Origin of the sequence: Actinomadura coerulea, from assembly GCF_014208105.1 — a bacterium.
Lineage (GTDB): Bacteria > Actinomycetota > Actinomycetes > Streptosporangiales > Streptosporangiaceae > Spirillospora > Spirillospora coerulea.
The window spans coordinates 3693685-3706589 of sequence record NZ_JACHMQ010000001.1 but is presented as its reverse complement, the minus strand read 5'-3'; the positions used below and the strand labels follow the sequence as shown (position 1 = coordinate 3706589).

Sequence of the window (12905 nt, the reverse complement as noted above, 5' to 3'; positions counted from 1 at the left end):
AGATCCTCCGGACTCAACCACACGGCCACACGACCCAGGTTCGCCTCATGTTCGGGATCAGTTGGCTCTGGTGATCTCGGCATGCCGCGAGCCTAGAAGACTTGGCTGCACCGCTCTGACGGGCAGCATGCCCACGCCTCGACGGTCGGGTCGTTGGGACTGGCGCCTTCCGGTGATCGGCGCCTGCGGTCGGCCTTGTCGGCGGGGACCTTGAGGGGCGCTTGGGGTTGTGCGGGGAGCCGGCTCCAGGACGGTAGTTCGGGACGCCCGTGATCGGCACGGGCGCCTACGCAAAGGAAACCGATATCCATGAAGCGTGTCTTGATCCGTACTGGCATCGTCCTCAGCGTCGTCGGCGGGGTTGCCCTTGGTGGCGTCGTCGGCGGCGTCCTCGGCGGCGGACCGGCCGGTGTCGTGACCGGCGTCGTCGCCGCCTTCGTCGGCGGTCTCATCGGTGGCGGGGTCGTCAGCGACGAAGAGTTGGAAGAGGTCGTCAGTGGCGTCGCCTCGAACGTCGCGTGCACCGTCGCATGCGTCCTCGGCGGCACCATCGCCGCCCTCCTCGCCGGTGTCATGAGCGGCGTCATGGGCTACCTCGCCATTCCCGCCGTCGGCGTCGCCGGTGGTCTCTTCAGTGGTGCCGTCGGTGGTTATGTCGTCGTTGGCGTGGTTCGCGGTGTCGTCGGCATCGTCCGCACCGTCGTCCGCCTGCGGCTTCGCTAGCTCGCCCGCGGGCCTGCATGTGCCCTGCGGGGGTGCAGTCGGGGGGACGGCTTACCGGGCCGCCGCCCCCTACATCGACTGGTCCCGTGGCTGAAGCCACGGGACCAGAACCCTTTGGAGCGCCGACGTCCACGAGAGGGTGGGTGGAGTTATTTCAGGAGCTCTGCCTTGTTGATGGGGGCCAGCTCTAGCTGGGGTGCATGCTCGTCGCCATACCAAAGGGTCAGTCGTGTCGCGTCTACGTGCGCGCCGGGTGGGGGCAGTGCCCCGTAGGGTTGCGCCGGCGGCCATGGCTTTTTTAAGGCGGTGGATACGCTGTCTTGGATTTCGCCGAGAACAGCGAGTGCGGCAGTTCTCATTCGAGTGTCGAGGTCATCGTCCGGATCCTCGATGATGACTGCCGCCATGCAAGTTGCTTGCCGGTGCCCGTCGGCGAAAAGGGTCAGCCCGGGCCCTTCCGTCTGCGCGCCGTCTTGCTCCGGTTGCGGCGACCGTGAGCGCTTCGAATTTCGGAGGCCACGTGGGTTTTGGTGAACGGCGCGGCTGAACGCAGACTCATGGCGGAAGTCCTTACGGGTTGGAGTCTTCTTCCGTCGCCTACATTGACTTTCGACGGTCACTTGCTGGTATCGCCCCAGTCACCCCTAAGGGGGAGGGGCCTCGATTCCACGAATCCGGCACAGGTGGAGATGTCGCGCGATGGCTCGCCGGGGGAGGGGATGGCGGAGGCGGGATCGGTCGCTGCTTCGGGATACGGCTTCCGGGTTGTGCGGGGAGCGGATCGCAGGACGGTACTTCCAGTCGCCCGTGATCAACCGGGTCACTACGCAAAGGAGATCGATCCCATGAAGCGTCGCTTCCCTGTTACCGGCATCGTCCTCGGCGCCCTCGGCGGCGTCGCCCTCAGTGGCGTCGTCGGTGGTGCCCTCGGGGGCGGTTCGGCCGGTGTCGTCGCCGGCATCGTCGCCGTCGTGATCGGCGTCCTCTTCGCTGACTCGACCTCCCACGACGAGTCGTGGAACGTCATCAGCGGCGTCGCCAGGGGCATCGCTCACATCGTCGCCTGGGGCATCGGCGGCGCCACAGCCGTCGGTGTCGGCGGTGTCCTGGCCGGCGTCCTGGACGGCGAGGGGGGCTTCCTCGGTGGCGTTGTCGCCGGCGTTGCCGGTGGCTTCGCCGGCGGGGGCGTCGGTGGCGTCCTCGTTCGCGGAGGTGTCCACGGCGTCGTCCGTCTGAGGCGTCACTAGCTCGCCCGCGGGCTGCATGGTGCCCTGCGGGAGTGCAACCGGGGTCGGCTTACCCGGCCGGTCCCTCCATTGACTGGTCCCGTGGCCGAAGCCACGGGACCAGCACTAGACGATTTCCTTGATGACGGCGTTGCCGGCGGTGGCGGCGCGAGCGTAGAAGTCTCGGACGGTGTCGAAGGTCTGCGCGAGGACGCCGTGGTCCACCATGTCCCAGGATTCGCCGCTCTGCAGGCGTCCCCATCCTTCGAACGAGTAGGGCTGCGTCTCTTTGAGGAATGCGTGGCGCTCACGGATCAGCGCGTCGCGGTCCAGGGCGCGGAGGAAATCGTCCACCGCGCGCACCTGGTCGGGGCGCAGGAGGCGCGGGACGTGCAACAGGGAGCCTTCTCCGGTTTCGTTCATGACGAGGCCGCCCATCACCGCGTCGCAGGCGGGCGGGTCTCCGGAGACGCGCTCGTAGTCCTCGTTCGGCTGGCCGGTCAGCAGGACGTGCAGGGCGTCCCAGGCCCGATGGGTGTCTATCTCCTCTAGTTTGCCCAGGGAGCCGGACGGGTCGTAGCCGAGCTCCAGGGGCAGGTCGTCCCAGACGTTCCGGAGCCGCCTGAGGCCCGCGTGCAAGCCGTGCGGGTGATCGAGCAAGGCGGCGACCTCGGCGCCGTCGTACCTGGTCAGCCACATCCAGTAGCCCATGGCCCTCCGGTTTCCGGTCTGCGGTTTGGGTGGGTCATCCTCATGTCATGGTGACGTGCATGCCGCCCTTGGCCAGTACGTCGAGGGTTTCGGCGAGCAGGTCGTCGGGTCGGCCCTCCGGCGTCAGGGCTCGGGACGGGTGCTCGCGGGCGGTCGAGGCGTCGCGCCAGAGCAGGGTGGCGGGGGACGTGTAGCCGATGGCGCCGGTCAGGCAGTCGGCCAGGGCGTCCAGGCAGCCGCCGAAGTAGCCGCCCGGGCAGATCCAGCGCCGCGCGATGCCGACGATTTCCTGGCAGGAGCCCAGCCACTAGCGGCCGTCGTGTATCCGTATGGGGCCCATGGGAGCCTCGGGTGGGCCTTCGTAGTCGTCGAGGCCGCTGAGCACGAGGCTGTCCGTCTTGGGGACCCCGAACGTGGCCGTTCTCCGTGTCGGTCAGCGTGTATCGCCCGGGAAGGGCTCCTCTCTGCTGCACGGTGGGGATCATGCCCCGCCCCGGGCTTCGCGTCGAAGGCTTTTCCCAGGGCGGGCGTGCGGTCTGTCAGGCGTCCTGGCCGTAGTGGGCGGCTATCTCCTCGGCGCTGGGCCAGCGGCTGTAGGTGGGGGACTGGGGCCAGCCTTCGGGGACGTCCTGCCACTCCTCCTGGCGGCCGTAGGGGAGCAGGTCGATCAGGGGGAAGGTGTGGCTCAGTTGCTCGGTGCCCCGGCCGGTGGTGTGCCAGGTGCGGTAGACGGTGTCGCCGTCGCGCAGGAAGACGTTGACCGCGAAGCCGCCGCCGGGAGGGGCGCCCACGTCGGCGCCGAACGGGCTGTCCGCTGTGGAGTACCAGGTCATCTTGTTGCCGACGCGTCGTCTGTAGGCGAGGGCGTCCTTGATGGGGCCCTGGGTGACGATGACGAACCTGGCGTCGTAGGCGTCCAGGAACTCCAGCCGTGCGAACTGGGACGTGAAGCCCGTGCACCCCGGGCACTGCCACTCCTCGCCGGGGAACCACATGTGGTTGTAGACGATCAGCTGGGACCGGCCGTCGAAGACGTCGGCCAGGCTGACCGGGCCCTCCTCGCCCTCCAGCGTGTAGGCGGGCATCTCGACCATGGGCAGGCGGCGGCGCTGGGCGGCGATCGCGTCGAGTTCGCGGGTGGCGGCCTTCTCGCGTGCGCGCAGCTCGTCGAGGTGGCGCTGCCAGGTCTCGGCGTCCACGACGGACGGTAGTGCCTTGGCGGTCATGGCTCCTCCAGGGTCCGCAGGGTCTTTACGGGGTGGACTCCGCCCGCACGCCGAACTCATCGCACAGAGGCCATGGATCGCCCCCGCGGACCATGGCCTCTGTGTGTGGAGCCCGTTATGGACGCAGGTAGTGGCCGGGGCGGTAGTGGGTGAAGGCCGGGGTCGCGGGCTGCAGGCCTGGCTGGGGGTCTGTGTCGAAGACCGTCTGGTACTCGGAGGGAAGCGCGGCGGCGGAATCGTTGAGTGCAGCCGGCCGGGTGTCGGGCCAGTGGGCGGTGTTCATCCGGGTGAGGAGGGCCCGCAGTGTCGCGATCTCCTCGGAGGCGGTGAAGGAGCAGTGGTAGCCGCGGTCGACGTAGAGCTGCCTCAGGTTCGCCGGGTCGCGTACCTGGGCGGCGTACCAGCGCTGGTTCTCCGGCGGGACGTTGCCGTCGCCCGTGGAGTGGAGGGTGACGACCGGCCACGGCGTGCGGCCGGACGGGGTGCCGAAGCGGTCGAGGTAGCGGACGGCCGCCGGGTCCGCCTTGACGCGCGGTGCCGCGTTCAGGCGCCTGAGGTCGTCGCGGAGGCTCAGACCGGCCTCCTGGTAGGCGCGCTTCACCAGGGCCTTCTGGCTGGAGCGGGCGAAGATCGTCCGGTAGTCCACGCCGGTGTTCCAGGACGGGTTGCCGCCGGCGAGCTTCTCGATGTCGGTGCGGTTGGCGCCCCAGAAGGCGCCCCGGTCGTAGGCGGCGTAGTAGACCTGCTGCTCGATCTGGCCGGCGAGCGTGTCCGGTGCGGGCGCCCGGGACGTGTAGCGGCCGGGAATGTCCGCGAGGGCGGCGGCGAGGGCGAGGCGGGCGCGTCCGCCGGGGTCGCCCAGGGCGGTCCCGAGGGCGCGGCGGGCGCCCGAGAGGTTGGCCTGCGGGTCCTTGACGCGCACCAGTTCCAGGTCGGGCGCCAGGAGCGTCTTGATCGCGTAGTTGGTGTCGAGGGCGCTGTTGAAGTGGCCCGTCGTGCCGCCGAGCACCCCGCAGAGGGAGACCACCCCGGCGAAGCGGCCGGGGTTGCGCTCCGCCAGGAGTACCGAGGTCAGTCCGCCGGCGGACGAGCCCGCCGAGACGGTGCGCCGGGGCTTTCCGACGTTCGCGGTGAACCAGTCGAGCAGGTCGATCTGGTCCTTCAGCCCGAATTCGACCACCCCCCAGCCGCGCGAGACGCGGAACTGGGAGGCCGCCAGCGCGTACCCGTGGTCGAGCAGCCACTGCCTCGTGGCCGGGTGGTTCGTCAGCGAGATCTCCGAGGGCGCGGGGTACTCCAGGCTGTACGCGCCGTGGCTCCACATCAGGAGCGTCCCGTTCCAGCGGGCGGGGACCTCGACGCGGTAGGGGACTCCGTTGATGTCGCCCTCACGCACGCTCGTGGCGTCGTCGGCGCGGACGGGGAGGGCGACCGCGGTCAACGCGGCGAGCACCATCAGCGGAACGGTGCGGCAGAACAGGCGGAGTCGATTCATGACCCGCACCTTCCAGTACGTTCCACGGCGGGTGCAATGATTTCAGAAATAGGCTAAATGTCGTATTGTCCGACCCATGCTCCGGCTCTGGCTCGACTATGACGACCTCATCCGGATTCGCATCACTCCCGGCCTCTCGCCGCTCGCCCAGACCGTTCTCGGCGCGCAGGCCCTGCGCGGCGTCGGGCCGGAGCCGGTTCCCGGCCCGTGGCGGTCGCGGACGCGCGCGGGGCTCACCGGCCCGTCCCGCCTCCTGCTCGACCTGGTGCCGCCCGGGCGCTGGATCCCCGACTTCCTGACGCCGTACACGCTCGTGCCGGGGTTCGAGCCGGAGCTCGACGCCGTCGCCTCGACGCCCGTCCGGCGGATCCGCGACGAACTGGAGCGGTCCTGCGGGCCGCGGCCGCCGGCCCCGTGGCTGCCCCGCCTCGCCGGAGGAGACGGGGAGATCATGCGGACGCTGGTCCGCGGGCTCCGGGACTTCCACCGGGTCGCGCTGGCGGACTCGTGGTCCGGCCTCAGCGACCACCTGTGCGCCGAAGCGGCCCGCCACGCCCGGACGATGGCCCGCGACGGGATCGGCGGCCTGCTCGGGAGCCTGCATCCCGCCGTCCGCTGGTCGTCCCCGGTCCTGGAGATCGAGACGCTGCGCGACGGCGACGTCCGACTCAGGGGGCGCGGGCTCCTCCTGATGCCCTCGGTGTTCGTCACGGGACCGCGCGTCCTGGTGGCCGGCGACGGCCCGGCGACCGTGGTGGTCCCCTCGTCGCGGCCGCTCAGCGGGACGGGCGACACCCTGCCGCAGGTGTTCGGCCGGACCCGGGCCGCCGTGATCCGGCTGGTCGGCGCGGACGGGGAGCTCACGACCGGGACGCTGGCGGCCCGGCTCGGGGTCAGCGCGGCCTCCGCCTCCCAGCACGCCACCGCCCTGCGCGGCGCGGGCCTGCTCACCAGCGAGCGCCGGGGCAAGACGGTGCACCACGCGCTGACGCCGCTCGGGGAGCGGTTCCTGCGCGGCGGGGAGCCGCCGGAGTGAGGAAGACCCCGCTCCCGGACGGGGGGAGCGGGGCCTTCGCCGTCAGCAGAGGCCGCGCGGGTCCGAGGTGCGGCACCTGTTGTCGATGAAGCGGTTGGTCCTGCTGCCGCTCCGGTCGACCAGGTCGAAGGGAGCGTTGCCCTTCGCGAGGTTGAACTTGATCAGGTTGTGGCGGGCGGGCTCGCCCTTCGGGCTGGGGAACAGCACGATGCCGCCGGAGTAGGGCAGCCTGCCCCGGTTCCCGAGCACGGCGTTCTTCTCGATCGTGTTGTGGTCGCCGCCGAAGACGAGGACGCCGGTGCCGCCGAGCGCCGGGACGTCCTCGTGCTGCGGGCAGGAGCGGTTGTTCCTCGAGATGTTGTTCTTCCAGAGCTTGGTGTCGCCCTGGCCGCCCTTCTGGTCGTCGTTGATGAGCGCGGCCCCGGTGCAGTTGCCGACGAGCTCGTTCTCCCAGGCCTGGACGTGGCGGGCGTGCCGGACCAGCAGGCCGATCGCGTTGCCCGAGGCGTGGTTGTAGGCGACGACGGTGCCGCGCGCGTTCTGGATGTCGCCGACGTACAAGCCCGCGTCGGCGGAGTTGTCGATGGCGCGGTTCTTGACGAAGCGGCCGCGGGTGGAGCGGAACTCCGTGATGCCGTACTCGCCGTTGCGCGCCGCGAGGACGCGCTCGACGGTGAGGCGGTCGGTGTACAGGCCGTACACGCCGCTCTGCTTGAAGCCCCGGACGCTCAGGTTCTTGATCGTGACGTCCCTGACCGGGTGCTTGCGGTGGCCGATCACGCAGATGCCCTCGCCCGCCGCGCCGGCCTTGGCGCAGTGGTCCCTGCGGCCCGGGTGCAGGACGGTCCTGTCGCCGTCCCCCTCGATGGTCAGGGGCTTGCGGACGAGGACGCCGCCCTCGTAGGCCCCGGCCTTGAGCCGGATGACGTCGCCGGGTCGTGCGCGGTCGACGGCTTTCTGTATCGAGTGGCCCGGCCACACGACGTGGATCCGCTTGTCCTTGCCGCCGCCGTCAGCGTGCCCGGCCGGTGCGAAGGATGCCAGGCCCGCCAGTGCCACGGCCGTACCCAGCGAGGCCGCGAGAGTCCGCCTCATCCTTTTCCCCCGTTCTATACCCAATGGTGGGATCGCGCCGGAGTGGCGCGTCCTCGCTCATCTTGGACAGAAGAGTTGGCGCGGCCGGGTGTGGCGGAAGTAAAAGAAGCCTCCGATCGTTTCAGAAGGTGACACCGACCGCCTGATAAATGGCGGCATGCCATTTATTGGGCATTAAATCCCTGGTTGGGGTGGTCTGTCGCGGAGTCCGGACGGCGTGAGCGGCGGTGTGGACGGCGGTGCGGGCGGTCTCGCGAGGGTCGTGTGAGCAACGTCTCAGCAGGCCGTCTCGCGTGTTACACGCCGTTCACAAATGGGCAACAGACGCGAAATGCCCGGTTGGCACGTTCTGTGAGGCCGAACCCGCAAGGCCCGGCAGCGAACGAAGGGACCGACGTTGAGCTACAAGGCCGAGTACATCTGGATCGACGGCACCGAGCCGACCGCGCGGCTGCGGTCGAAGACGAGGATCCTCGCCGACGGGGCCGAGCTGCCGGACTGGGGGTTCGACGGGTCCAGCACGAACCAGGCGCCCGGCGACCACTCCGACTGCGTGCTGAAGCCGGTCTTCTCCTGTCCGGACCCCATCCGCGGCGGCGACCACAAGCTGGTGCTGTGCGAGGTGTACCTCGTGGACGGCACCCCCCACGAGACCAACACCCGCGCCAAGCTGCGGCCCGTGGCCGAGCAGTACGCGGCGCAGGACTCCTGGTACGGCATCGAGCAGGAGTACACCTTCTTCAAGGACGGTCGCCCGCTCGGCTTCCCGGAGCGCGGCTACCCGGCCCCGCAGGGCTTCTACTACTGCGGCGTGGGCTCGGACGAGGTGTTCGGCCGCGACATCGTCGAGCAGCACATGGACGCCTGCCTGGCGGCGGGGCTGAAGATCTCCGGCATCAACGCCGAGGTCATGCCCGGCCAGTGGGAGTTCCAGATCGGCCCGGCGGGGACGATCGAGGTCGGCGACCACCTGTGGATCGCCCGGTGGCTGCTCTACCGCATCGCCGAGGAGCACGACGTGTCCGCCACGCTCGACCCGAAGCCGGTCGAGGGCGACTGGAACGGCGCCGGCGCGCACACCAACTTCTCGACCAAGGCCATGCGCGAGGGCTACGACGCGATCATCGCGGCGTGCGAGGCGCTCGCCGAGAAGGCGCAGGAGCACGTGGCCGGGTACGGCGCCGACATCGAGCGGCGGCTGACCGGCATGCACGAGACCGCCCCGTGGAGCGAGTTCAGCTACGGCGTGTCGAACCGCGGCGCCTCGGTGCGGATCCCGTGGCAGGTCGAGGTGGACAAGATGGGCTACATCGAGGACCGCCGCCCGAACGCCAACGTCGACCCGTACGTGGTGACCCGCCTGATCACGGGCACCTGCTGCGCGGCGCTGGAGAAGGCCGGCCTGGTCTGACGGCACCGGCTTGGACGGATCCCCGGAGAGCGCGGCTCCCCGGGGATCCGCCGTGTTCTGCCATAAGGGGGAACGCGGCCAAACATCTGCAAAATGGTGAGGTTGGGCGAGTTCCTTCCAGCGGCGCCGGGTAGCACACCTACGTCGCACCGGGGGAGGGAACATGCCCGACTCATCCTTCGGGCGGAATTCCGGGGGCCTGCCGGGCAGGCACGCGGGCCGCCCAGCTCCACGGCCGTGGGAGCGTTCGTTCCGCTGCCCTTCCGCGGCGCGGCGGCGGCCGGCGGAGGCGCCGCCCAGACGGTACGAGGACTTCGTCGCGCTGCACGAGGAGATCTCCAGGGAGGGCCCCGGCGCGCCGCTCCGCCCGCTGTGGTGGACGGGGATCTCCGCCGCGCTGGCCGGCGGGGGCCTGGCGTTCGCGGTGACGATCGGGCTGCGGTCGGCGTTCGGCGTCGAGGTGCCGGTGTTCGCGGGCGGGCACACCGCCGCGACGCCCGCCGCGACGAGCTACGCGCTGTGCGCCACGGCGGCGGTGATCCAGGCGACCGCTCTGATGCACCTGCTGCTGTCGTCGGCGGCGCGCCCGGTGCGGGCGTTCGCGTGGATCGGCGGGATCGCGGTCGCGCTGCTGGCGATCCTTCCGCTCACCCTGCACGCCCGGCTCGACGCGGCGCTCGCCACGTCCGCGATCAACCTGGCCGGCGGGACGGCCGTGGTGGCGCTGTTGTGCGCGGTGGTCGCGGCGACGTCCCGGCCGTCCCCGTGGGACGGCCCGTTCAGACGCGGCCGACAGTGATCGTCAGCGGGCCGGGCGCCGCGGAGGAGACCACCCGGACGTGCCGCAGCCGCCGCCACACCTGGACGTCCACCGGCTCGTCCGGCGCCAGCAGCCGCATCTCGCGGTGCATTCCGGAGAAGCCGAGGCACAGCGAGACGTCCCAGGTTCCGCGCGGCAGAGGGTCGTCGATGAAGGCCCGCGTCGCGGGCACCACGGCCCGGTAGCCGAGCCGGTGCGGACGCTCCTCCAGCATCGCGATGACCTCGTAGACGTGCCGGGAGCGGCGCTCGGTCATGAGCAGCGTCCCGGAGATCGGCCTGCCGGTGCGCCGCAGGTCGATGTGCCCGGCGACGACGACCTCCTCGCGCTCCTCGTTCCAGCTCAGCGTGTCCGCGGCGACGGATCCGGCGACGTGCGGGCGGCCCCCGACGTCGATCATGAGAGCGCCGCCCGCGCCGAAGTAGGCGATCACCGTGCAGGAGTCGGGCAGGAACCGCCGCAGGGGGGACGCGTCCAGGCCGGGCGCGCTGACCGGGCCGAGCGGGACGACGGTGGTCTGCATCGGCGCGCCGACCGACAGGTTCACGTCCCACAGCCCGCCGGGCAGCGGGTCGCCGCCGGCGAGGGTCGCGACGTCGACCTCCGCCTCGAACGCGATGCGCCCGTCCCGCTCGCGGGCCGAGGCGGGCACGCGCAGCAGGCCGTCGCCGCCGCGCTCGCGCAGGAGCAGCTCGATCCCGGAGACGGCCCCGCGGGGTTTGAGGGTGCCGGCGAGCCGGAGCGCCGTCCCCGCCCACCCGATCTCCGTCAGTACAGGATCTGGCATCGCCGCCTCCGCCTCGGTCGCCGCCGTTCCCCACGCCCTTCCCCGCGAGCGGCGGCCGAACCTGGGTCAGGGGACGACGGTCACCGGCCACCGTCCCGCCTTGACCAGCCGGACGGCGACCGAGCCGATGATCCGGTGCCCGGCCTGCGCCGACGCGCCGACGATCACGGCGTCCGCGCGGGACTCGTCGGCGACGCGGGCGAGCACGGTGTAGGGGTCGCCGAGCTCGGTGACGAAGTCGTAGCGGACCTGCTCGCGCCCGGCGGCGGCCTCCAGCTCGCGGCGGATCTGCGCGGAGACCTCCTCGGCGGTCTCGCGCAGCGCGGCGGCGCCGCCCGGGGTGAGGGTGCCCATCGAGGCGACCGGCGCGACGTGCACGACGACGAGCCGGGCGCCGGCGCGGCGGGCGAGGCCCCACGCGTAGGCCCCGGCGCGCAGCGACGTCTCGGAGCCGTCCACCCCCGCCACGATCACCTTCGGTCCGTCGACGCCGTACTCGAACGGTCTCATGTGATCACCACGGGACCAGCGTAATCGGCGGTTCAGGGCCGGACGAACCGGGCCAGAAGGTCGTCGAGGCCGAGGACGCCGGTGCCGAGCGCCCCGTACATCGCGTCGGCGTCGCCGTAGCCGAGGTCGCGGGCGGCGGCCAGGGAGTCGCCGCGCGCCTCGGCGGCGAGCAGGTCGACGCCGCGCGCCGCCAGCGCCCGGACGAGGCGGCGCCGGCCGGCCTCGGCGTCCTGCTCGGCGCGGCGCAGCGCGAGCCGCTGCTGGATGTGGACGCGGGCGGGCACCGACACGGCGAAGCCGAGCCAGTCCTCGGACGGGGAGCCGGCCGGGTCGGTGAGGATCTGCACGACGTTGCCGCTGCGGATCTGCACCGACATGGGCGCGAGCCGGCCGTTGACGACGGCGCCGATGCAGCGGTCGCCGGTGCCGGGGCCGAGCGCGTAGGCGAAGTCGAGCGCGGTCGCGCCCGCGGGCAGCGGGACGATGTCGCCGCGGGTGGTGAACGCGGCGACGTTGCCGGCGGCGAGGTCGGCGCGCAGCCGGTCCAGGAACTCGCCGGACGGCGAGTCGGACTGCCAGGCCAGCAGCCGGCTCAGCCACACCAGGTCGCGGCGCTCGGCGACGGTGGGGCCGGTGTCGCGGCCCGCGTCCCGGATGTGGGCGACGATGCCGTACTCGGCGACCGGGTGCATCGCCGCGCTGCGGATGATCACCTCGAACGGGTCGCCGTCCGGGCTGATCACCCGGGTGTGCAGGGACCGGTACAGGTTGTCCTTCGGCGTGGCGATGAAGTCGCGGACCTGCCCGGCCACCGGGTGCAGCGCGGCGTGCACGGCCCCGAGCGCGATGTAGCAGTCGCTCTCGGCGCCGTCGACCACCAGCAGCAGCCGCGCCGCCTCGCACGGCCGCAGCCCGGCCAGGCCGCCGCCGAACGACTGGTGCACCGCGTACAGGTGCGACGGCCGGACCTCCACCCGGGCCCTGATCCGGTGCTCGGCGAGCGAGGGGCGCAGCAGGGCGGTCGCGGGCCCGAACGTCCGCCCCGCCCCGCCCAGCGCCGCCCGGACGGCGCGCCGCGTCGCCTCGTGCGCCCGGGGGTCGCGGGCGGCGAAGGCGAGGTCGTCCATCTCCCGCTTGAGGACGTGGATGCCGAGCCGCTCCGCGAACGGGACCAGCAGCTCGTGGGACGCCTGGGCGTAGGGGGCGCGCTTGTGCGCGGGCTGGTGGCGCAGCGTCCGCAGGTTGTGCAGCCGGTCCGCCAGCTTGATCACCAGGACCCGCAGGTCCGCCGCCGCGGCCAGCACGATCTTGCGGAACGTCTCGGCCTCGGCGCGGTCGCCCCAGCGCCTGCCGTCCAGCTTGGTGACGCCGTCCACCAGCACGGCGATCTCGTCGCCGAAGTCGGCGCGGACCTCGCCGAGCGTGTACGGGGTGTCCTCGACGGTGTCGTGCAGGAGCGCGGCGACCAGGGTGGTGGTGTCGAGCCCCATCCCGGCGAGGATCAGCGCGACGGCCAGCGGATGGGTGATGTAGGGGGCGCCGGACTTGCGGAGCTGCCCGCGGTGCATGCGCTCGGCCACCGCGTACCCGCGCAGCAGGTCGGCCTCGGCGGCCGCGGGGAGGGGGCCGCCCGGGTGGGCGGCGCGATGGGCGGCGAGCAGGGGGGCGAGCGCGGCCCGCACGGGGTCCGGGCCGCGCCCCGCCTCCTCCCGCCGCCGCGCCGGGAGGCGGAACCGTCCCGTCGCCGGATTGAGCGTCGCCATCGCGCCCCCGCCTGGCCCTCCGCGGCACACCGCCACGGACTGTGATCGCCATTATGCGCGATGTGGCCGCGCGGGGGCGAGACCCTGGCCGGGGCCACCTCC

The 12905-nt window shown here is 71.9% G+C and carries 13 protein-coding genes; 4 read left to right on the top strand and 9 right to left on the bottom strand.

Going from position 1 to position 12905, the window contains the following annotated elements:
• Nucleotides 1–309 precede the first annotated feature (309 nt).
• Nucleotides 310–723 (top strand): hypothetical protein, encoded by a 414-nt coding sequence (locus BKA00_RS16980; protein WP_185026168.1) that lies wholly within the window; start codon nt 310–312, stop codon nt 721–723.
• 644 nt (nt 724–1367) lie between these two features.
• On the opposite strand, the gene BKA00_RS16975 is transcribed toward BKA00_RS16980, so the two are convergent.
• From BKA00_RS16975 to BKA00_RS16955, 5 genes are all read right to left on the bottom strand, one after another.
• Nucleotides 1368–1943: a hypothetical protein gene (locus tag BKA00_RS16975; protein WP_185026166.1), complete on the bottom strand. Its 576-nt coding sequence runs from the start codon at nt 1941–1943 to the stop codon at nt 1368–1370.
• Nucleotides 1944–2075: 132 nt separating this feature from the next.
• Nucleotides 2076–2660 carry a DUF1877 family protein gene (locus BKA00_RS16970; RefSeq protein ID WP_185026164.1) on the bottom strand — a complete coding sequence of 195 codons (585 nt, stop codon included), beginning with the start codon at nt 2658–2660 and terminating at the stop codon, nt 2076–2078.
• 40 nt (nt 2661–2700) lie between these two features.
• On the bottom strand, nt 2701–2922 hold the full coding sequence (locus BKA00_RS40835) for a barstar family protein (protein WP_420829717.1): 222 nt from the start codon (nt 2920–2922) through the stop codon (nt 2701–2703).
• A 277-nt stretch (nt 2923–3199) separates the two neighbouring features.
• Nucleotides 3200–3886 (bottom strand): DUF899 domain-containing protein, encoded by a 687-nt coding sequence (locus tag BKA00_RS16960; RefSeq protein ID WP_185026162.1) that lies wholly within the window; start codon nt 3884–3886, stop codon nt 3200–3202.
• 115 nt (nt 3887–4001) lie between these two features.
• Complete coding sequence (locus tag BKA00_RS16955) at nt 4002–5381, bottom strand: alpha/beta hydrolase family protein (protein WP_185026160.1); 1380 nt, start codon at nt 5379–5381, stop codon at nt 4002–4004.
• A gap of 76 nt (nt 5382–5457) precedes the next feature.
• Here BKA00_RS16955 and BKA00_RS16950 point away from each other — a divergent pair, with 76 nt between their 5' ends.
• Nucleotides 5458–6417, top strand: coding sequence for an ArsR/SmtB family transcription factor (locus BKA00_RS16950; RefSeq protein WP_185026158.1), 960 nt, complete (start codon nt 5458–5460; stop codon nt 6415–6417).
• A gap of 42 nt (nt 6418–6459) precedes the next feature.
• Here BKA00_RS16950 and BKA00_RS16945 read toward each other — a convergent pair whose 3' ends face one another.
• Nucleotides 6460–7512 carry a right-handed parallel beta-helix repeat-containing protein gene (locus BKA00_RS16945; RefSeq protein ID WP_185026156.1) on the bottom strand — a complete coding sequence of 351 codons (1053 nt, stop codon included), beginning with the start codon at nt 7510–7512 and terminating at the stop codon, nt 6460–6462.
• A gap of 397 nt (nt 7513–7909) precedes the next feature.
• Here BKA00_RS16945 and glnII point away from each other — a divergent pair, with 397 nt between their 5' ends.
• On the top strand, nt 7910–8923 hold the full coding sequence (glnII, locus tag BKA00_RS16940; protein ID WP_185026154.1) for a glutamine synthetase GlnII: 1014 nt from the start codon (nt 7910–7912) through the stop codon (nt 8921–8923).
• A 163-nt stretch (nt 8924–9086) separates the two neighbouring features.
• Nucleotides 9087–9722 carry a PX domain-containing protein gene (locus BKA00_RS16935; RefSeq protein ID WP_185026152.1) on the top strand — a complete coding sequence of 212 codons (636 nt, stop codon included), beginning with the start codon at nt 9087–9089 and terminating at the stop codon, nt 9720–9722.
• Here BKA00_RS16935 and BKA00_RS16930 read toward each other — a convergent pair.
• The 3 genes from BKA00_RS16930 to BKA00_RS16920 form a co-directional block, all read right to left on the bottom strand.
• Nucleotides 9703–10530, bottom strand: coding sequence for a hypothetical protein (locus BKA00_RS16930; RefSeq protein WP_185026150.1), 828 nt, complete (start codon nt 10528–10530; stop codon nt 9703–9705). The two genes, BKA00_RS16935 and BKA00_RS16930, sit on opposite strands and share 20 nt — an antisense overlap.
• Before the next feature lie 66 nt (nt 10531–10596).
• A complete protein-coding gene (locus tag BKA00_RS16925) occupies nt 10597–11040 on the bottom strand; it encodes a universal stress protein (RefSeq protein ID WP_185026148.1) in 444 nt (147 codons plus the stop codon).
• Nucleotides 11041–11072: 32 nt separating this feature from the next.
• Nucleotides 11073–12803 carry a RelA/SpoT family protein gene (locus tag BKA00_RS16920; RefSeq protein ID WP_185026146.1) on the bottom strand — a complete coding sequence of 577 codons (1731 nt, stop codon included), beginning with the start codon at nt 12801–12803 and terminating at the stop codon, nt 11073–11075.
• Between the last annotated feature and the right edge of the window lie 102 nt (nt 12804–12905).